Genomic DNA, 19,296 nt, shown 5'->3' with positions numbered 1-19,296 from the left:
AAGAAGCCCCCCGCTTTCGCGAGGGGCTTCTTCCGTCTGTGCGCCGCCAGGGACTCGAACCCCGGACCCGCTGATTAAGAGTCAGCTGCTCTAACCAACTGAGCTAGCGGCGCCTGCTGACGTCGTAGACATTAGCATCCGGATCCGCCGAAGGAAAAATCGATACCCGCACGTCGGCCGTCGAAACCGCCCGGGCCGCTCGGACACAGGCCCACAGCAGCACCTCGGGTCCCGGCAGCCAGGGCTTGCGGGTGTCCGGCGCCACCAGCCAGCGCGGGCCCGAGCTGTCCTGCGGGGCGAGCGGCGGGATGGTCACCGCGTCCCCGGTGCCGTGGCAGAGCGGCCGGGGCACGGAGCTCCCCCACTCCTCCCAGTCGAGCAGGGACGGTAAGCGCTGGGCGGTGCCGGGGGCGGCGAAGAGCAGCATCCGGCCCCGGTGCACGGCGACGGGTCCGGAGCCGGGACCCTCGGCCCAGAGCCGGTCCAGCATCCGGCGCCCGAAGATCGGCTCCACGTTCACCACGTCGAAGACCCCGCCGCAGGGCAGCAGGGCCGGGGCGACGGGCCGTGCCTCCCAGCGGTCGAGCGTGGCCCACGCGTCCGCGGTCGCGGACGCGAGCCAAGCGGCGCCGTCCTCGGTCACCCGCGCGGGCTGGTGCCGCTCCTCCTCGGGGTCCGCCAGAAGTCGGAGGATGTCGTACGGGGCGGTCTCGTCGCGCAGCCAGGTGGTCATACCGGTAGGTGTACCGGGCGTGACGGATCCGTTGCGGCGAGTTGTCGGAAACCCGGACAGCGTGGGGTCGGGAGGGGTATCTTGCGCCCCGGCATATGCCAGGGCGCTGGTCGGCGCGAGTAGACCGGGGGCTCACTCCTCCCGGTCGGGGCCGCCCGTCCGGATCAGGCCCTGCCCGAACTCGATCATCTTGCGCGCGTAGTCCTCGGTCCACGCCGCCCGCTCGGCCACGTCCGCCGGCGTCAGCCGGTCGAACCGGCGCGGGTCCGCCAGCTGGGCCGCCGCGATCGCCTGGAACTCGATCGCCCGGTCCGTCGCCGCGCGGAACGCCAGCGTCAGCTCGGTCGCCCGGGCCAGCAGCTCCCGCGGGTCCTCGATCGACTCCAGGTCGAAGAAGTGCTCCGGGTCGGCGGTCGCCTCGGCAGGCTCGAAGATCAGCGGCGCCGGCCTGACCCGCCGCTGTCCGCTCCGTTCCGCGGATTCCGCCATGGTCCTTCTCCTCCTCGCACACACGCGGCCCGGACACCCGGGCCACTTTCCATTCTCCCGCGCCTGGCAAGAGGGCCTCGGCGGACTCCGCCTTTTCCCTGGCGGGGTGCGGCGCGAGACCCGTGGGTACGCCCGCCCGGCGCGTCACGCCTTACGGGGGTGCGTCACGTCCTACGGGGTGCTGCCCGAGACCCGTGGGTCCGCCCGCCCGGCGCGTCACGTCCGACGGGGTGCTGCGCGAGACCCGTGGGTCCGCGGGGTCCGGCGCCTCCGCGGGGGTGGGGGTGTCCGGACTGCGAGCTTCCCTTCGCTTCGCTCGGGAAGGTCGCCGCCACGTCCGGACACCCCCACCCCCGCGGAGTCACCGGACCCCTCCCCGCCGTCGTCGGGTGCGGGGCTCCGGGCCCGGACCCATTCCCGACGTCGTCGGCTGTCCGTCGTGTGCGGGGGCTCCGGACGACTTCCCGCCGTCGTCGGACGTCATGCCGACCAGCTGACCCGGTGCTCCGCCAGGTGGGACAGCACCGCGTGGTTCGCCTCCCAGCCGTCCGGGAACTTCACCGTGACGCCGAGCTGGACCGGCTCCGTCGACGGATGCTCGTCCAGGAGTTCCGCGACGCCCGCGCGGCAGACCACGATGCAGGCGTGCCGGTGCCGGGAGGCCAGGACGCACAGGCGGCCGGTCTCCAGGTGGAAGGCGGTCGCGTCCGGGCGGCCGGACAGTGGGTGCAGGACCACCGTCACGTCGTACTCGCGGCCCTGGAGCCGGTTCGCCGTGTCGACCGTCACCCCGGAGACGCCGAGCTCCGCGAGCGCCGCCCGCACCGCCGCCGCCTGGTCGCGGTGGGCGGTGCCCACGGCGATCCGGTCCGCGGTCAGGGGCACGGGCTCGGAGGACCGCTCGCTGACCGCCGCGCCGCCGCGGTCCAGGAGGCGGCGCACGACGAGGGCGACCGCGTGGACCGCCTCCGGGTCCGTGCGCGGGGTGTGCCGGGCGGGCAGCTCCAGCAGGCCCCAGCCGGACTCCGCCGCCTCGTCGAGGACCCGGTCCGGGCCCGAGCCGTCCGAGGGCACCCCGAAGGACAGCTTCCGGTCCCCGTGGTCCGTGCCGCTGCGGAAGGGCGTGTACGGGTAGAAGGCGTCGGACACCAGCGGGGCCGCGGAGGCCGGGAGGCGCCAGGACACCGGGAGCCGGTGCTGCGGCAGCTCCGGATTGTGCGCCAGGAGCGTGGAGACGGCGGAGGCCGACGGGTCGTAGGACAGGCCCGCCCACTGCTCCGCGCCCACCACCGAGAAGGGGTCCAGCTGTCCCGGGTCGCCCACGAACAGCGCCCGCTCGAACAGGCCCGCCACCGCGAGCAGCGCGTCCGAGCGCATCTGGTACGCCTCGTCCACGATCGCGTGCGCCCACGGCTCCACGTTCTTCACGTGCGCCCACTTCGCGGCCGTCGACACGACCACCGGAAGCCCCGTCAGATCGCCGGCCTTCGCCGACTTCCGCACCTGCTCCAGCTCGTTCAGCGCCCGGTCGTACGGGTCGGAGTCGTTCGAGTGCAGCCGGCCCACCGGGAGTTCGGGCCGCTTCTCCGCGATCCGCAGCACCAGGTCGTCGACCTGCGCGTTGGTCTGTGCGACGACCATCAGCGGGCGGCCCGCGTCGGCCAGTTCGAGCGCGGCCCGCACGACGAGGGTCGACTTGCCGGCACCCGGCGGGGAGTCGACGACCACACCCCGGGCGCTCCCGTGCAGGGTGCTCTCCAGGATGGCGTCCGTCGCCCGCGTGGCCTCCGCGGACGGGTCGAAGGTCAGCGGCCGGTGGCTCACAGGATGTCCTCGCGGGTGATGGCGTCGGGCAGTTCGGCGACGTCGGAGCGCGGGGGACCGCCGTGTGTCCACGGGGTCTCCTCCGGGTCGGGCAGCTTCGCGCCCACCCGCTGGTCGTGCTCGAAGAGCGTCCAGGAGATCCGCTCGCCCTTCTCCGGGACCGAGCCCTCCGCCGGCTCCTTCGCGCGGCCCATCCGGTCGAGGATCCGCAGCACCAGCGCCCCGTCCTCCTCCTGCCCCACGAACTCGGCGGACTGCGGCTTGCCGTCCAGCGAGCGGTACACCTTCACGCCCGCGCCCAGATGCGGCCGGTCGTCCGTGCGGACCGTGAGCTGCGGGCGGGGTCGGTTCTTCTCCGTGCGCGCCATCGTCACCTCGACGACCTCCGCGACGAACGCCTCGCCCGCGAGCCGCCGGCCCGCCAGCACCAGCGGGTCGTCGAGCGCCTCCTGCGCCTCCAGCTGGCCCTGCGCCTGCTCGCGCGCGGCAAGCTTCTGCGCGGCGGTCACGGCGTCGTCCCGGCGCGGCTGCGGCGGCTCGCCCGCCGCGATCCGGTCCCGCTGGCCGGTGAACGACCAGCGGTCACGGGTCCAGCGATCGGGCACCCGGGCCCCCTCCGGCAGCTCGCGCAGCAGGTCGAGCGCCCGCCACACCGCGTCCCAGGTGGGCTTCAGCTGGGAGGCGACCAGTCGGCGGATCTCCCGCTCGGCACGGTGCAGTTCGGCCAGTCCGTCCTCCGCGGCGCCGCCGTCCTCGGCCGCGCCGAGCGCCTGCCGGGCCCGGTCGTAGCGTTCGATCGCGGGTGCGAGCAGCTTGTTGTCGAAGGCCGGGTCGGTCGCCGGGCCGGCCGGCGGCCACAGCAACTGTCCCCCGGCGTCCCGCCCGAGCTCCGCGCGCAGCGCCGCCTCGGCCCCGGACTCCCCCTCCGGGGGGTCGATCCAGGCGAGCAGCGCCCCCAGGTGCTGGTCCTCCAGGGAGGACTGGCCGGTGGCCCAGTGCCGGTTCAGCAGGTCGGTCGCGGCGACCAGCAGCGAGGAGCCCGGCACCCGGGCCCGCTCCCCGAAGTGGGTCAGCCAGCGGCCGAGCAGCGGCACCCGCGGCGGCGCCGGGAACGGCGTCTCCGGGTCCTGCTCCGCGGTCCGCCGGAAGCGCGTGGAGCGCCCGAGCAGGCGGACGTACTCGACGGCGGCCCGGCTCGGCACCACCAGCTGCGGGGCGTCCGCGCACAGTTCGACCTCGACCTTGACCTTCTTGCCGGTCTCCGGGTCGGTCTCGTTGCGCTCCGCCGCCTCGACCACCGACGCGAAGGAGTCGACGTACGGCAGGATCCCGTCGGCCAGCTCGGCGAGGAACGCGAACCGCAGGTCGCGGTCGCGCGGCTGCGGCACGACGAGCAGCCGCGGCTCCTCCGCGTCCGTGCCCAGCAGCGCCCCGAGCGGCGCGCCCGCCTCGCCCGCGGTGGTCAACGGCACCAGGACGAGCGGCCGTTCGGACAGATGCCGGTGCCGGACCGTGGTCAGCGGCTGCGCCCGGCCCGCCTCGACGGCCTCCATCCGGGCGAGGGCGGAGATCAGCGACATGCGGTCACCCCCGTGAGCGCCTCGCTCCGCAGCGCGCGGGCCCGGCGCAGGGCCGCGACCGCCGGGTCGTCCGGATCGCCGGCCTCGCCGCGCGCCGCGGCCAGGACCGCGCCGATCGTCGTCAGGCCGCCCAGCTCGCCCCGTACGGACCGGCCGAGCGTCGTCACGGCGTCCGCGGCCCGAGCCCGCTCGCGGCAGTGGAAGGCCAGCTCGCAGGCGGCCAGGCACTCCGGCGCGTACGCGTGCGGCACGCACTCCACCGCCGAGGCGAGCTCCTCGGCCGAACACGCCGCCACGTCGAAGGTGACGCCCTCCGGCAGCGCGTCGACGATCTCGTCGAGGCGGGTCAGCCGGGCCAGTTGGCGGCGCGTCACCGACAGTTGCCTGCGCACGTCCACCGCCGAGGCCGTCGGCAGGTTGGAGAAGTCCTTGGGGCAGACGAGCAGCACGGTGTGCGCCACCTCCGCGCCCTCCGTGACGCCGGCGACCCGCTCCAGGGCCAGCACGTACACCGCGGCCTGCCGGGCCGCCGCGCCCACCTTCGGCGCGTCGGCCGAACCGTCGACCATCGGGAAGGACTTGATCTCCACGACCGTCCACCGCCCGTCGGGGTGGACCACGACCGCGTCGGGCTCCAGGTAGACGGGGGAGCCGGCCACCTCGAGGGCCAGCATGGGGTGGTCCAGCAGCGCCCAGCGGCCGGCCGCCGTCGCCTCGCGCAGCGCGAGCGCGGTCCGGGCCGCCCGGCCCTCGGGCCCGGCCGCCGCGAGCTCCGGCAGGTCCACGTCCGACGGGTCCTCGATGCCGAGCAGCCGCAGCAGTTCCCGCCCGCCGTCCGCCTTCACCCTGGCCTCGAACGCGTTGCCCCGGGCGATGGCGAACTGCGACTGGCCGAAGCCCGAGGGGGCGCCGAGCTTCGCGGCGAGCGCCGTCTTGTCGATCCCCGCGCCGTCGAGGATCGCCCGCCGCCGGCAGCCTGGATTGGCGGCCAGGGCGGCCAGCGCCCGCGCGTCCAGCGGACGCGGCACGGAGGCCGGTCCGCGCAGCTCAGCGAGCTGATGCCGGAGTGTCGTCTGCGGCGGCCGGTGCGGACCGCTGCCCAGGGATGCGCTCACCCGCGGAAGTCTCCCATCCGCCACTGACAAGTGGGGCGCTTTGCCGGGATCCGCCCGTGATCACCCGGTCCGTCAGACGCATCGCGTACGGCGCGAGCAGCAGTCCCGCCCCCATTACGGCCACCCCCGCGACCGCGTCCAGGAAGTAGTGGTTCGCCGTGCCCATGACGACGAGGGCGGTGAGCAGCGGATAGGCCACGCCGAGCGACTTGACCAGCGGCGAACGCCCGTACCGCCACAGCATCACGCCGCACCACAGCGCCCAGCCCACGTGCAGGCTGGGCATCGCCGCGTACTGGTTGGTGAGCCCGCCCAGTCCGCGCGGCGCGCTCGCCTCCCCGCCCCACCAGCCGTACGCACTGAACTGAGCCATCGTGTCGACGAAGCCGTGGGCCGGGTCCAGCAGCCGGGGCGGGCAGGTCGGCAGCAGGGTGAAGCCGGCGAGTCCGAGCAGGGTGGAGAGCATCAGCCAGGTGCGCGCGGCCCGGTACGCGGCGGGCCGGCGGCGGAACAGCCAGACCAGGACGGCCGGCGTGACCAGGTAGTGCAGGGAGGCGTACGCGAAGTCGGCGGGGATCCCGAGCGCGGGCGTCGCCGTGAACAGGCGGTTGAGCGCGTGCTCCAGGTCGAGGCCCAGCGTCTCCTCGGCACGCAGGACCGCCAGGCCGTGGTCGACGGCGGCGGTCCGGTCCCCGCGGGCCAGCAGGCGCCCGCAGGAGTAGGCCGCGTACACCGCGGCGATCAGTATGAGCTCCGTCCACCACCGTGGCCTGCGCATGCGAGTCCCCCGCCTTCCCCGGCCCGTCCCCGACCGGGGGAGGACGCCGCGGCGTGGTGCGAGGTTGCCCGGAGGTCACCGGGAATTCACGTGGGCGATGATGGAGGGGAAGTCCGCACATCGCCCCGCTGAAGAACCAGGGAGCCTTCATGGCACCGCGCATCCTGCTCGCCCGGCACGGCCAGACCGAGTGGTCGCTGTCCGGCCGTCACACCGGCAGGACGGACATCCCCCTCCTCGAAGAGGGCCGCCGCGGCGCCAAGCTGCTCGGCGCGCGCCTGGCCCGGGAGCCGTGGGCGGGCCTCGACGGGGTCGAGGTGCGCACCAGCCCGCTGGTGCGCGCCCGGGAGACCTGTGACCTGGCGGGCTTCGGCGAGCGCGCGGAGGACTGGGACGCGCTCATGGAGTGGGACTACGGTGCCTACGAGGGCATGACCCCGGACGAGATCAAGGCCGTTCAGCCCGGCTGGTTCATCTGGCGGGACGGCGTGTCCGAGGGGGAGGCCCTGGCCGAGCTGTCGGCGCGGGCGGACCGGGTCGTGGAGTGGGCCCGTTCGGCCGACCGTGACGTCCTGGTCTTCGCGCACGGGCACATCCTGCGGTCCATCGGCGCCCGCTGGCTCGGCGAGGACGTGTCCTTCGCCGCCCGCATCCGCCTCGACCCGACGAGCCTGTCGGTCCTGGGCTGGGCCTACGGCGATCCGGCGATCGAGCGCTGGAACGACACCGGACACCTGGAGTAGGGCCGCCGCCGGGCGGGCCGCTCAGTACGCGGCGAGGACCCGCCGGGTCTCCGCGAGCATCGTGCGGATCCGGGCGGACTCGACGCCGTTCAGGGAGGACTCCACCCGGCGCACCTCCGCCTCGGCCTCGTCGGGGCGGCCCGCGTGGGCGAGGTCGCCGGCGAGCTGGGCCCGGTAGAGGGCGAGGTTCCGGGTGAAGTGCGGGTTCTGCAGGACCGTGGCGCGCTGGGCGTGCCGGGCCGCTCGGGACCAGTCGCCCAGCAGCGACCAGCACTGGGCCTCCAGGGCCTCCAGCTCGGGCTCGCCGAAGAAGGACATCCACTCCGGGTCGCCCTCGCCGGCGCCCCGCTCGAAGTGCCGGTGGGCCCGGCCGAGGGCCTGCGCGCACGCGGACCGGTCGCCGAGCCCGGCCCATGCCCCGGCCTCCCGCAGGCTGAGCAGGGCGAGCAGCCGGGACGAGGCGAGCGGCTGGGCCGCCCGCAGCCCGGCCTGCGCGGCCCGGACCGCCTCCCGGTACCGGCCGCAGTCCCGGGCCAGGAACGAGGTGTTGCAGAAGGCGTGCGCCTCCAGGGCGGCGTCGCCGGCCACGCGCGCGGTGGCGAGGGCCTCCGCATAGTGCGAGCGGGCGTCGTCGAGACGCCCCGAGTCGTGGGCGAGCCAGCCGACGGAGATGGCCAGCTCGCCGGCGCCGTTGTGCAGCCGGTCGGCCGTGGAACGGCGGGCGGCCACGCCCGCGTCGAGCAGGGCGTAGGCGGTGCGCAGCGGCTGGGTGGCCCGCTGGTAGAGGCCCTCGGCGCCGTGCCGGTCGTCGAGCAGACGGATCTGCCGTACGGCGTCCTCGACGGCGCGGACCTCGGCGTCGCCGACGCGGTGGGCGCCACGGGGGGCGGGAATGGCGGCTGCGGCGGTGGCGCCGCCGAGGCCCAGCGAGGCGGTCGCCAGAGTGGCGGTGCCGCCGGTCATGAATGCGCGACGCAGCACGTCGCTCTCCTCATCGTTCCGGGTGGTGATGGCGAGGGGCGGTGGTGCCCCGGCCGCCACGGCGGCCGGCCGCCGGCCGCGAACGGCCTCCCGCGCCGAGAACCCCAGGTCCGCAAGGCTCAGTCCGGGGAACATGTGCAGGAAGACCCGCTCGTACGCGTAGTTCGGGCAGCGGATCTCGCCCGCCTCCACGCGCCCGATGTAGCGGGCGTCGCATGCGACCTGCTCGCCGATCTCCCGCGCGGCCCGGCGGACGATCGCGGCGAACTCCGCCGGCGAGCGCTGTCCGCGGAGTCTGCGGAAGGCGAGATTGGGAACTGCCCGTGACAACGCCATGGCCGAGCCCTCTCCTGGTGCTGCCGGTGTTCCGGCGGGGCAAGAACGTACCTGCTGTGACCGGCCGCGTACGCAGGGTTTGGCAACAAATCGGATATCTCGCACGCGATCTGCCATGAACTGCCATCCTTTGCGGCGGCGTGCCGCCGTAGCCGTTGACGCGTACGGGCGTTGAACCATGCGGAGAGACGGAACGTGTCTCCTCTTGAGCGAGGAGGGGTCCCATGGTGGAGACCGAAGCGTCGCAGTCGACCGAGCGGCACATGCCTTCGCAGGACGCGAGCGCGTCCCTCGCGTCGCACGGTGGGAGTGCCCCCTGCTCGGGCGAGGCCGAGCGCCTGGGGGACTGCGACCTGGTGACCGTGCCGGCCCGGCAGGGCCTGGAGGCCGTGGACATCCTGCGCCGGGGCGGCGCACCGGCGGTCGGCCCCGTGCTGCACGACGGGGCCTGCGACACCCTCGGCTTCCTGGTGCCGCCCGGCACCGCGGCGGGCTGGGACATGCCGGGCAGCGCCTGTACCCGGACCGACGGGCGCGGGCTGCGGCTGCCGGAGCTGCCCGAGCTGCCCGGCATGGACGGCGCCACGCCGCGTCCGGCGGACTGGCTGCTGCCGCCCGGCGACAGCAGCGAGGTCACCGACCCGGCCATGCTGCGCGCGGCCCTGGGGCAGGCGGCCCGGCTGATCGAGGCGGCCGACGGCTGCCGCTGAGCCCGGTCCCGCGAGTGCACCGATAATGGGCCACGTGGCAAGGAACAAGCAGCGGGAACGGGCGGCGGGAGCCGTAGCGGTCGTCGAGACCGTCGACGGCGGGCTCGCCGAACTCATACCCGACCGGGAGCGCCCCCGCGGGTGGACGCTGCTCATCGACGGCGCCCCGCAGTCGCACGTCGACCTCGACGATCCCGCGTACCTCTCCTTCGAGTACCAGCGGCGTCTCGGCCACATCGCCGACCTCGCCGCCCCGCCGAACAAGCCGGTCCAGGTCGTGCACCTCGGCGGCGGCGCCTTCACCCTGGCCCGCTACGTCGCGGCCACCCGGCCCCGCTCCACGCAGCAGATCGTGGAGCTCGACGGGCCCCTCGTGCAGCTGGTCCGCCGGGAGCTGCCGCTCGACTCCACCGCCCGCATCCGGGTCCGCTCCACCGACGCCCGTGACGGGCTCGGCAAGGTGCAGGACGGCTGGGCGGACCTGATCATCGCCGACGTGTTCAGCGGTGCCCGTACGCCCGCCCACCTGACCAGCACGGAGTTCCTGGCCGAGGTGCGCCGGGTGCTGCGGCCCGGCGGCTTCTACGCGGCCAACCTCGCCGACGGCCCGCCACTGACCCATCTGCGCGGCCAGGTCGCCACCGCCGCCACCGTCTTCCCCGAGCTGGCCCTGGTCGCGGACCCGACCGTGCTGCGCGGGCGGCGCTTCGGCAACGCCGTGCTGCTCGCCTCGGACCGGGAGCTGCCGGTGGCCGAGCTGACCCGGCGGGTCGCGACCGACCCGCACCCCGGGCGCGTCGAGCACGGGCGGGCGCTCACCGACTTCACGGGCGGCGCGGCGCCGGTCACCGACGCGAGCGCCAAGCCCTCGCCCGTACCGCCGGCGTCCGTCTTCCGCTGACCCGGCGCCGGCTCAGCGCTCGTCGATCTCCACGCGGGGCGCGGTGTCGTGCCACAGGCAGAAGACGGAGATCTCCCGCCCGTCCTTGGTGAAGGTCACCCGGATCCAGGTGGGCTGCTTCCACACCTGCATCTGCCAGCCCGACTCGGGGGTGGCGGAGACCAGCTCGGCCGAGGACGGGCCCATGTCGAAGACGGCCCGGCCGCCGTCCGTGCCGTAGCTCTTGACGCTGCCGGTGTCCCCCGCGCCCTCGCCGGAGCCGCTCGACGCGGTCTTCGGGGCGGCGGGCCGGTGGGCGGGGGCGGTGGGCACCGTCGTCGTGGGCCGGGCCGAGGACGGCGTGGCCGTCGGGGTCGCGGAGGGCGACTCGGGGCTGTGGGTCGAGGAGGTCAGCGGGTCCGTGCCGGCGCCGTCCCCGGCGGCGACCGACGGGATCGGCAGCGCCCGCGGCGGATCGTAGACCGTCCCGGCCAGCACGGTGTGCACGCCCCACCAGGAGAGCGTGACCGCGGCGCCCGTGGCGAGCGACCACGCCAGCGCGTGAACCAGTCCTCTTCGCATCCGGCTCATCCTGCCATCCCCCGGATGGCGTACGGTGCCGCCCATGGCAAGTGTGCTCGTGGTCGAGGACGACCAGTTCGTGCGCTCCGCCCTCATCCGGCACCTGACCGAAGCCTCCCACACCGTGAGAAGCGTCGGCACGGCCCTGGAGGCGCTGCGCGAGGTCGCTCATCTCCGTTTCGACGTGGTCATCCTCGACCTCGGACTGCCCGATCTCGACGGCGCCGAGGCGCTCAAGATGCTGCGCGGGATCACCGACGTCCCGGTGATCATCGCGACCGCCCGCGACGACGAGGCGGAGATCGTCCGGCTGCTCAACGACGGGGCGGACGACTACCTCACCAAGCCGTTCTCCGTGGAGCACCTGTCCGCCCGCATGGCGGCCGTACTGCGCCGGGCCCGTGCCTCGGGGGGCGAGGCGCCGCCCTCCCGGGAGCTCCGGGTCGGCGGGCTCGCCATCGACCCGCTGCGCCGCCAGGCGGCCCTCGACGGGACCGCGCTCGACCTGACCCGGCGTGAGTTCGACCTGCTGGCCTTCCTGGCCGGGCGGCCGGGCGTGGTCGTGTCCCGCAGGGAGCTGCTCGCCGAGGTGTGGCAGCAGGCGTACGGGGACGACCAGACCATCGACGTCCATCTGTCGTGGCTGCGACGGAAGCTGGGGGAGACGGCCGCCCGGCCGCGCTATCTGCACACCCTGCGCGGGGTGGGCGTGAAGCTGGAGCCGCCCGTCGGCGCGGGGGAGTCCCGGCCGTGAGATGGGCCCTGGTCAAGGTGTCGCTCGCGGTGACCGTGATGGTCGTCGTCGCGTTCGCCGTGCCGCTCGGTCTGGTCGTCAAGGAGATGGCCCGCGACCGCGCGTTCTCCAACGCCGAGCGGCGCGCCGCCGGTCTCGCCCCGGTCCTCGCCATCACCACCGACCGCGAACAGCTGGAGCGGGCCGTCGCCACCACCGACGACGGCGCCGAGGGCCGCCTCGCCGTCCACCTCCCGTCGCCCGGCGAACCCGGCAGCGGCGGCGAGGAGATCGGCACCCGGCGGGCCAGCGACGAGGACCTGGCCACCACCCGGTCGCTCGGCCGGGCCACCATCGCCGACGTGCCGGGCGGCTCCGCGCTGCTGCAGCCCACCGCGGTCAGCTCCGGACAGGTCGCGGTCGTCGAACTCTTCGTCCCCGAGGGCGAGGTCAGCAACGGCGTCGCCACCGCCTGGCTGGTCCTCGCCGCGGTCGGCATCGCCCTGATCGTCGGCTCCGTCGCCGTCGCCGACCGGCTCGGCCTGCGCATGGTCCAGCCCGCACAGCGGCTCGCCCGCGCCGCCCACGAACTGGGCGAGGGCAAACTGGGCGCCCGCGTCCGCGAGGAGGGGCCGCCCGAGCTCAAGTCGGCGGCCGTCGCCTTCAACTCGATGGCCGACCAGGTCGTCCAGCTGCTCGCCAACGAGCGGGAGCTGGCCGCCGACCTCTCGCACCGGCTGCGCACCCCGCTCACCGTGCTCCGGCTCAACGCGGCCTCGCTGGGCTCCGGACCGGCTGCCGACCAGACCCGGTCCGCCGTCGAGCAGCTGGAGCGCGAGGTCGACACGATCATCCGCACCGCCCGCGAGGCCAAGCCGAAGACCCAGGCCACCGCCGCCGTGGCCGGCTGCGACGCGGCCGAAGTGGTGCGCGAGCGGATGGACTTCTGGTCGGCACTCGCCGAGGACGAGGGGCGCAAGGTGCGCGTCGCCGGGGTCGAGCGGCCGGTACGCATCCCGGTCGCGCGGCCCGAACTCGTCGCCGCGCTCGACGCCCTGCTCGGCAACGTCTTCCGGCACACCCGGGAAGGCACCGCCTTCTCGGTCGACCTCCACAACGGCGACGACGCGGTGATCATCCTGGTCTCCGACGCGGGCGCCGGCATTCCCGACCCCGCGGCGGCGCTCGCCCGCGGCGCCGGCAGCGGCCGGGCGGGCTCCACGGGCCTCGGCCTGGACATCGTCCGGCGGATGGCGGAGTCGACCGGCGGCGACGTCCGGATCGGGCACTCGGTGCTCGGCGGTACCGAGGTCCGCATCTGGATCGGCCTGGGCGAGCGGGGCGCCCGCACCCCCGCCGGGCGTCGCGGCCGGCGTCGTGCACGGTGAACCTTTAATCGCTCCGATGCCTCCCTTAAGCGGACCCTAAGAATCCTCAACCCCGGCCTGCTCGTGGCCATTTGTCCGTTTCCCTGTCGCTAGCGTGCTGCCGCACCCCCCACCCCCCCGGCACGTAGAGGCAGGAACGCGATGGGCACCAGTTCGCACCGGCGCAGGACCAGCGGCAGGACCAAGGTCGTCGGCGCGGTCGTCGCCGCCGCGGTGATCGGCGGCGCGGCCTTCGCGCTCTCCGGCACCGCCCAGGCCGCGTCCGTCGGCGCCGCCTACACCAGGACCAGCTCCTGGACCGGCGGCTACACCGGCCAGTACGTCGTCACCAACGAGACCTCCGCACCCCAGACCGACTGGACCCTGGAGTTCGACCTCCCCGCGGGAACCGTCATCGGGTCGCTCTGGAACGGCGAGCACACCGTCTCCGGCCGCCACGTCACCGTGAAGCCCGCGAGCTGGAACAAGCAGCTCGCCCCCGGCCAGTCCGTCACCGTCGGTTTCGTGACCTCCGCCTCCGGCGCGGCCGGCGACCCCGTCAACTGCCTCATCAACAAGGCCAGTTGCTCCGTCGGCGGACCCACCCCCACCCCGAGCGGCCGCCCCACCGGGCAGCCCACCGCGACCGCGACCCCCACCGCCACCGCGAGCCCCACCCGGACCGCGACGCCCACCCCGACGAAGACCGCGACCGCGTCCCCCACGCCGACGCCGACCACCACCACCGCCCCGGTCGGTGCGGCGCGCTTCGCCCCCTACGTCGACACCTCCCTCTACCCGGCCTACGACCTCCTGGCCACCGCCGACCAGACCGGCGTGAAGGAGTTCAACCTGGCCTTCATCACCTCCGGCGGCAGCTGCGCCCCGCTGTGGGGCGGCGTCACCGACCTGGCCTCCGACAAGGTCGCCGCCCAGATAGGCGCCCTGCGGGCCAAGGGCGGCGACGTCCGGGTCTCCTTCGGCGGCGCGGCCGGCCACGAGCTGGCGCTCAACTGCTCGACCCCGACCGCCCTCGCCGCCGCGTACGGCAAGGTCATCGACCAGTACAAGCTCACCAAGGTCGACTTCGACATCGAGGGCGCCGCCCTGCCGGACACGGCCGCCAACACCCGCCGCTCCCAGGCCATCGCCCAGCTCCAGAAGTCCCACCCGGGCCTGAACGTCTCCTTCACCCTGCCGGTCATGCCCGAGGGCCTGACCCAGCCGGGCGTCGACCTGGTCGCCGACGCGAAGCGGAACGGGGTCCGCGTGGACGCCGTGAACATCATGGCGATGGACTACGGGCCGGCCTACAGCGCCGACATGGGCCAGTACGCCATCTCGGCCGCCACCGCCACCCAGGCCCAGATCAAGGGCGTCCTCGGCCTGTCGGACGCGGCCGCCTGGAAGGCCGTCGCGGTCACCCCGATGATCGGAGTGAACGACGTCTCCTCCGAGGTCTTCAAGGTCGACGACGCCACCCAGCTCGTCGACTTCGCGCGCTCGAAGGGCATCGGCTGGCTGGCGATGTGGTCCGGCGCCCGCGACAAGCAGTGCGCGGCCGGCGCGGTGGGCTACGCGGACCCCACCTGCTCCTCGATCCTCCAGCAGCCGCTCGCCTTCACCAAGGCCTTCGGCGCCTACAAGTAGCCGGACACCCGCCCGCCGCCGTCCCGCCCACCGTGGCGGGCCCCGGCGGCCGGGCCGCCTCTCGTCGCCGCGAGGCCACCCGATCCCCCCACACCGCGCGCCCCGGACGGACCACCCCCACCGCCGTCCGGGGCGCGCCCCTTTCCGTCCGCGGAGTCCGGCGGCCGGTCCGGCCGCCGGAGCGATGGGCTCCACCGGGTCGCGGCGGCGGCCCGCACGAAAACGATCAAGGCCCCGGTTCGTTCGAACCGGGGCCTTGATCTTCAGGGTGAGTAACGGGACTCGAACCCGCGACATCCTGGACCACAACCAGGTGCTCTACCAGCTGAGCTATACCCACCACGACCGGTCATCTGCCCGAGGGCTTCCCTGACCGGCCGAGAAGAAGTCTACAGGGTCCGAGGGGGTGCTCGCGCACACGTTTCCCCGAGGGGCTCCGTGGGCGCGAGCCGCGGTGCCTCAGAGCGGCTGGTCCCCGGTGACGACGTGCTTGGCCGCGATCTGCCTGGCGGTCTCGGAGTCCGGGCCGGGCTGCGGCACGAAGACCGCCTCCCGGTAGTAGCGGAGCTCGGCGATGGACTCGCGGATGTCGGCGAGCGCCCGATGGTTGCCGTTCTTCTCCGGACTGTTGAAGTACGCCCTCGGGTACCAGCGGCGGGCCAGTTCCTTGATCGAGGAGACATCGACGATCCGGTAGTGGAGGTGCTTCTCCAGGGCCGGCATGTCCCGGGCGAGGAAGCCGCGGTCGGTGGAGACCGAGTTCCCGCACAGGGGAGCCTTTCCGGGCTCCTTCACGTGCTCGCGGATGTAGGCGAGGACCTGGGCCTCGGCGTCGGCGAGGGTGGTCCCCTCGGCGAGCGCGTCGAGCAGGCCGGAGGCCGTGTGCATCTGGCGCACGATCTCCGGCATGGTCTCCAGGGCCGCGTCCGGCGGGCGGATCACGATGTCCACACCGTCGCCGAGCACGTTCAGTTCCGAGTCGGTGACCAGCGCGGCCACCTCGATGAGTGCGTCGTCCGTCAGCGAGAGCCCGGTCATCTCGCAGTCGATCCACACCATGCGATCGTTCATGCGTCCTACCTTATGGCCGAAGGGAAGCCGCAGCCGCAGAAAGGGCGCGGGCGGGAACGGCCGAAGGGCCCCCTGGGAGGTGTCCTCGGGGGCCCTTCGGTTTCTCGGTGCGCGGCTTGTGGCTCGCGCGGTCTACGGGGCGCTGCGCTGGCCCGGGAGGGCCGGCCGGCCGGGGGCGAAGGCGTCCGACATCGGCTTGCCGGGCTCCAGCGGGTGGCCGGGACGCCGCGGCATGGCCTGGGACTGGGCCGGGACCATCGCGTCGAGCACGGCCGTGCTGCTCTCGCCCTGCGGTCGCCGGGCCCGGTAGGCGGCCCGGTACGCGGCAGGCGAGGACCCCAGCTGGCGCCGGAAGTGCCCGCGCAGGGCCACCGGCGAGCGGAAGCCACAGCGTCCCGCGACCTCGTCGACGGAGTAGTCGGAGGTCTCCAGGAGCCGCTGTGCCTGCAGCACCCGCTGGGTGATCAGCCACTGCAGCGGCGCGGAGCCGGTCAGCGAGCGGAAGCGGCGGTCGAAGGTCCGCCGTGACATGTACGCGCGGGCCGCCAGGGTCTCCACGTCGAACTGCTCGTGGAGGTGCTCCAGCGCCCAGGCGACGACCTCGGCCAGCGGGTCGGCGCCGATCTCCTCGGGTAAAGACCTGTCGAGGTAGCGCTCCTGACCGCCGCTGCGCCGCGGCGGGACGACCAGCCGGCGCGCCAGGGCGCCCGCGGCCTCCGTGCCGTGGTCGGTCCGCACGATGTGCAGACAGAGGTCGATCCCGGCCGCCGTGCCGGCGGAGGTCAGCACGTCGCCGTCGTCGACGAAGAGCTCCCGCGGGTCCACGTGGACCGACGGATAGCGCTTGGCGAGCGTCGGGGCGTACATCCAGTGCGTCGTCGCCGGGCGCCCGTCGAGCAGGCCCGCCGCGGCGAGGACGAACGCCCCGGTGCACAGGCCGACGATGCGCGCGCCCTCCTCGTGCGCCCGGCGGAGCGCTTCGAGCGCTTCCGGGGGCGGCGGCGAGGTGATCGAGCGCCAGGCCGGCACGACGACGGTGCCGGCGCGGCTGATCGCTTCCAGTCCGTACGGCGCGGTGAGTTCGAGCCCGCCTGTGGTCCGCAGGGGGCCTTCCTCGCCGGCGCACACCAGCAGCCGGTAGCGCGGCACCCCCGCGTCCTGGCGGTCGATGCCGAAAACGGAGAGCGGGATGGAGCTCTCGAAGATGGGGCCACCGCTGAACAGCAGTACCGCGACGACTTCGCGACGGCGGCGCCCGGACAGCTTCCGTGCCGCCTCCGGTGCGGCGGAGTCCTGGCTCATGACGCTAAGCCCCCCTCGGTGTTGGCGTCTCCCTGGTCGTGTCGCTGTGCCACGTTTCCCCTCGGTTTTGCACGAGACCCCAGTCTTCGGTATCCATGATCGAATCTACTGCGTCCCGTGGCGCCGGCGTGACAAGTTCTCCTTCCGGCACATTGTCGACATGGCCACTTGGCGTGAAGCGTTCGATCGTGAAGTGCAGTCCAGGGCGGCGATGCCTGGACCTACGCGGGTTGAGCGGCCTTCGGACGGGGACTCGCCGGGTACGGGAACTTGGCCGAAAACATACGGGATCGGCTGTGCGACCCTGTCAACTCCGCGAGTGGTCCCGGGGGGCGCGCGGCCGGTTGCGGCCCGCACGCGCCTCGGCGAGCAGCCCGCGTTCGGAACGCCGCAGCAGCACCCGGCAGGCGGCCGTCACCGCGGCGAGACCGGCCGCCGTCCCGGCCGCCCCGCCCACGGAGGCGCCGTAGCCCAGCAGTACGACCGGGACGAGCACGCAGCAGAAGACCGCCCAGCGCACCAGGTCGTTCACCGGGTCCGGAGCCGGGTCGCCCGGCACCCGGCGCCCGGCCGGTCCGGCGGCCGGCTCCGGCGCCCTGCGGCGCCCGCGTCCGCCCGGGGGCCGGGCCGCGGGGGCGGCGGCGGGCGGCAGGACGACCGCGGTGACGGTCTCGGCGGAGGCGAGGGCGGCGGCGGACGGGGAGACGGCGGAGGCGGAGCGGCGGGTGGTGTCTGCGGGGGACGGTGCGGGCACGGGCGGACTCCCTGCGACGGTGGCGTGACCTGTGGCAACGAGGAGCGGAACGTTCCGGTCACTGCGGGTGCCGTCCGTTTGGCCCCCGTACGGACACCTGTAGGGCACATCCGGCATTGCGCATCGGCGCGGGGCTCGTGCATGCTCCCTGGAACGCCGGGCGGATGCCCCGACGAGCCACAGCCGCCTCTGGGCACGGGAGGAGTGTCGCCGTACCCTTGGGGGTATGGGCTTGGGAAGATGATTCCCGGACACAGCTCCGCCGCCAACCGTTGTTCCGATCCCCGTCCTTTCCGTCCCTCTCAAGAGGACCCTCTTCGCCGAGACACCGATGGCCGGTCACGAATTCCCCGAACCCGCGGACCGCAAGCGCGTCGCCGACTCCACGGTCGACCCCCTCGCGGTGGAACAGCCACGCCACGCCTGCGACCCGGCCTTCCGGCACGGTGTCGTCGTCGGCTTCGACGGCTCCATGTCCAGCGAGCGCGCCCTCGCCTACGCCATCGGCATGGCCCGCCGCTCCGGCTCCGGCCTGATCATCGTGCACGTCGCCAACCGGCTGCCCACCACCGTGTGGGCCGGCTGCGAGCCGCCGGTCTTCGTCGACGTGCCCGACCACCGCACCGAGGTGCTCGGTCTGGAGCTGGCCTGCGCCGAGCATCTCTCCGAGGTGCCCTGGATCCTCGTCGAGCGCGGCGGTGACATCTGTCACGAGCTGGAGGAGGTCGGCCGGGAGTACTCGGCCGACGCGATCGTGGTCGGTTCGACGCACGGCATCGTGGGCCGGATCTTCGGCTCGGTGGCCGGCCGGCTCGCGAAGCGCGCGCAGCGGCCCGTGGTCGTCATCCCGTAACGGCGGCTTTCGCCCCAACTCCCTTGATCTGGCCATAATTTCGGCCTTCGTCAGGTGAATTGTGCGCTTGTGAAGGGTAGATAAAGGTCACCGGAACAAAGTGGCCCAAGCAGCACAACTGCACACCTGAAGGGAGCCCGCCGTGTCCAACGAAGCCGCCGCGGGAAACACCACCTCCACCCTCGGACACCTCGCACTCGGACTGACCCTGCTCGCCTTCGGCCTCGGCTCGACAGGCGTGATCGACCACGTCGGCAGCGCCGACGCCGCCGGGCTCGCGACCTGGGTCGGCGGCGTGGCCCTCTTCCTCGTCGGCCTGCTCGCGCTGCGCGCGGGCAACTCCGCCGAGGGCACCGCCTATTCGGCGCTCGGCGCCTTCTGGTTCACCTGGGGCACGGGCGTCGGCGACAGCGGCTCGGCCGAGGCCGCGGGGCTGTTCCTGCTGCTGTGGGCGCTGCTGGCGCTCACCCTGACGATGGCGTCCGGCGGCAGCGGCCTCTTCGGCCAGGGCGTGTACGGGCTGCTCTTCGTCGCCCTCCTGCTGATGGGCATCGGGGCCCTCGCGGACAACTCCGGTCTCGGCAAGGCGGGTGGCTGGATCGCCGCGGTCGCCGGTCTCGCGGCCTGGTACGGCGCGACGGCCGCGGTGGCGGGCTGGCCGACCTCCGTGGCCCGCTCGCGCCGCGGCGCGGCCGCCGCGAGCTGATCCACGGCACGCGCGCCCGAGGGCGCGCACATGAAGGAGCGGCCCCTGTGCACCTGGGATGCACAGGGGCCGCTCCGGTGTCCGGCCGACCGCCGGGGGACAGGCCCGG

19 protein-coding genes and 2 tRNA genes are annotated in these 19,296 nt (G+C 74.2%); 8 read left to right on the top strand and 13 right to left on the bottom strand.

Annotated features, from left to right (window positions below; all coding sequences use genetic code 11):
• Positions 1 to 39: 39 nt before the first annotated feature.
• From ACIRQF_RS34050 to ACIRQF_RS34020, 7 genes are all read right to left on the bottom strand, one after another.
• Positions 40 to 113 (bottom strand) — tRNA-Lys (locus ACIRQF_RS34050).
• On the bottom strand, positions 104 to 733 hold the full coding sequence (locus ACIRQF_RS34045) for a hypothetical protein (protein ID WP_404098362.1): 630 nt from the start codon (positions 731 to 733) through the stop codon (positions 104 to 106). The genes ACIRQF_RS34050 and ACIRQF_RS34045 overlap by 10 nt, the downstream gene beginning before the upstream one ends.
• 132 nt (positions 734 to 865) lie before the next feature.
• Positions 866 to 1,222, bottom strand: coding sequence for a hypothetical protein (locus tag ACIRQF_RS34040; RefSeq protein ID WP_376637435.1), 357 nt, complete (start codon positions 1,220 to 1,222; stop codon positions 866 to 868).
• Positions 1,223 to 1,702: 480 nt separating this feature from the next.
• Positions 1,703 to 3,046, bottom strand: coding sequence for an AAA domain-containing protein (locus ACIRQF_RS34035; RefSeq protein WP_376637722.1), 1,344 nt, complete (start codon positions 3,044 to 3,046; stop codon positions 1,703 to 1,705).
• The gene (locus tag ACIRQF_RS34030) at positions 3,043 to 4,626 is read right to left on the bottom strand and encodes a hypothetical protein (protein ID WP_404098358.1); all 1,584 of its coding nucleotides are present in this window, start codon (positions 4,624 to 4,626) and stop codon (positions 3,043 to 3,045) included. The genes ACIRQF_RS34035 and ACIRQF_RS34030 overlap by 4 nt, the downstream gene beginning before the upstream one ends.
• A complete protein-coding gene (locus ACIRQF_RS34025; protein WP_404098355.1) occupies positions 4,617 to 5,741 on the bottom strand; it encodes a hypothetical protein in 1,125 nt (374 codons plus the stop codon). Before ACIRQF_RS34025 ends, ACIRQF_RS34030 begins: the two co-directional genes overlap by 10 nt.
• Positions 5,674 to 6,519 (bottom strand): phosphatase PAP2 family protein, encoded by an 846-nt coding sequence (locus ACIRQF_RS34020; protein WP_404098352.1) that lies wholly within the window; start codon positions 6,517 to 6,519, stop codon positions 5,674 to 5,676. Before ACIRQF_RS34020 ends, ACIRQF_RS34025 begins: the two co-directional genes overlap by 68 nt.
• A 149-nt stretch (positions 6,520 to 6,668) precedes the next feature.
• On the opposite strand from ACIRQF_RS34020, the gene ACIRQF_RS34015 reads away from it, so the two are divergent.
• Positions 6,669 to 7,262: a histidine phosphatase family protein gene (locus tag ACIRQF_RS34015; protein ID WP_404098349.1), complete on the top strand. Its 594-nt coding sequence runs from the start codon at positions 6,669 to 6,671 to the stop codon at positions 7,260 to 7,262.
• A gap of 21 nt (positions 7,263 to 7,283) precedes the next feature.
• On the opposite strand, the gene ACIRQF_RS34010 is transcribed toward ACIRQF_RS34015, so the two are convergent.
• Positions 7,284 to 8,579, bottom strand: coding sequence for a tetratricopeptide repeat protein (locus ACIRQF_RS34010; RefSeq protein ID WP_404098346.1), 1,296 nt, complete (start codon positions 8,577 to 8,579; stop codon positions 7,284 to 7,286).
• Between the two features lie 224 nt (positions 8,580 to 8,803).
• Here ACIRQF_RS34010 and ACIRQF_RS34005 point away from each other — a divergent pair, with 224 nt between their 5' ends.
• Positions 8,804 to 9,289: a hypothetical protein gene (locus ACIRQF_RS34005; protein WP_376637716.1), complete on the top strand. Its 486-nt coding sequence runs from the start codon at positions 8,804 to 8,806 to the stop codon at positions 9,287 to 9,289.
• Between the two features lie 34 nt (positions 9,290 to 9,323).
• Entirely contained in the window at positions 9,324 to 10,190 is an 867-nt protein-coding gene (locus ACIRQF_RS34000) for a spermidine synthase (RefSeq protein ID WP_404098343.1), read from the top strand.
• A gap of 12 nt (positions 10,191 to 10,202) precedes the next feature.
• On the opposite strand, the gene ACIRQF_RS33995 is transcribed toward ACIRQF_RS34000, so the two are convergent.
• Complete coding sequence (locus ACIRQF_RS33995) at positions 10,203 to 10,760, bottom strand: hypothetical protein (RefSeq protein WP_404098340.1); 558 nt, start codon at positions 10,758 to 10,760, stop codon at positions 10,203 to 10,205.
• Between the two features lie 34 nt (positions 10,761 to 10,794).
• Between ACIRQF_RS33995 and ACIRQF_RS33990 the strand changes: the two genes are divergently transcribed.
• From ACIRQF_RS33990 to ACIRQF_RS33980, 3 genes are all read left to right on the top strand, one after another.
• A complete protein-coding gene (locus ACIRQF_RS33990; RefSeq protein WP_404098337.1) occupies positions 10,795 to 11,505 on the top strand; it encodes a response regulator transcription factor in 711 nt (236 codons plus the stop codon).
• Positions 11,502 to 12,872 carry a sensor histidine kinase gene (locus ACIRQF_RS33985; RefSeq protein WP_382486136.1) on the top strand — a complete coding sequence of 457 codons (1,371 nt, stop codon included), beginning with the start codon at positions 11,502 to 11,504 and terminating at the stop codon, positions 12,870 to 12,872. Before ACIRQF_RS33990 ends, ACIRQF_RS33985 begins: the two co-directional genes overlap by 4 nt.
• 141 nt (positions 12,873 to 13,013) lie before the next feature.
• A complete protein-coding gene (locus ACIRQF_RS33980) occupies positions 13,014 to 14,501 on the top strand; it encodes a cellulose binding domain-containing protein (RefSeq protein ID WP_404098335.1) in 1,488 nt (495 codons plus the stop codon).
• Between the two features lie 267 nt (positions 14,502 to 14,768).
• On the opposite strand, the gene ACIRQF_RS33975 is transcribed toward ACIRQF_RS33980, so the two are convergent.
• The 4 genes from ACIRQF_RS33975 to ACIRQF_RS33960 all read right to left on the bottom strand — a co-directional run bounded on the left by ACIRQF_RS33975 (position 14,769) and on the right by ACIRQF_RS33960 (position 17,628).
• Positions 14,769 to 14,841, bottom strand: a tRNA-His gene (locus tag ACIRQF_RS33975).
• Between the two features lie 119 nt (positions 14,842 to 14,960).
• Complete coding sequence (orn, locus tag ACIRQF_RS33970; protein ID WP_376637655.1) at positions 14,961 to 15,572, bottom strand: oligoribonuclease; 612 nt, start codon at positions 15,570 to 15,572, stop codon at positions 14,961 to 14,963.
• A 132-nt stretch (positions 15,573 to 15,704) separates the two neighbouring features.
• The gene (locus ACIRQF_RS33965) at positions 15,705 to 16,874 is read right to left on the bottom strand and encodes a helix-turn-helix domain-containing protein (protein ID WP_382486141.1); all 1,170 of its coding nucleotides are present in this window, start codon (positions 16,872 to 16,874) and stop codon (positions 15,705 to 15,707) included.
• Positions 16,875 to 17,181: 307 nt separating this feature from the next.
• Positions 17,182 to 17,628, bottom strand: a complete 447-nt coding sequence (locus tag ACIRQF_RS33960) for a hypothetical protein (protein WP_404098332.1) — start codon at positions 17,626 to 17,628, stop codon at positions 17,182 to 17,184.
• A gap of 331 nt (positions 17,629 to 17,959) precedes the next feature.
• On the opposite strand from ACIRQF_RS33960, the gene ACIRQF_RS33955 reads away from it, so the two are divergent.
• Positions 17,960 to 18,481, top strand: a complete 522-nt coding sequence (locus ACIRQF_RS33955; RefSeq protein WP_376637652.1) for a universal stress protein — start codon at positions 17,960 to 17,962, stop codon at positions 18,479 to 18,481.
• A gap of 142 nt (positions 18,482 to 18,623) precedes the next feature.
• Positions 18,624 to 19,187 carry a GPR1/FUN34/YaaH family transporter gene (locus ACIRQF_RS33950; RefSeq protein ID WP_376637651.1) on the top strand — a complete coding sequence of 188 codons (564 nt, stop codon included), beginning with the start codon at positions 18,624 to 18,626 and terminating at the stop codon, positions 19,185 to 19,187.
• Positions 19,188 to 19,296: the final 109 nt, after the last annotated feature.

The sequence above is a fragment of the Streptomyces sp. NPDC101191 genome, assembly GCF_044767915.1.
GTDB lineage: Bacteria > Actinomycetota > Actinomycetes > Streptomycetales > Streptomycetaceae > Streptomyces.
The sequence above is the reverse complement of the archived record's forward strand: the minus strand, read 5'-3'. Positions and strand labels throughout refer to the sequence as shown.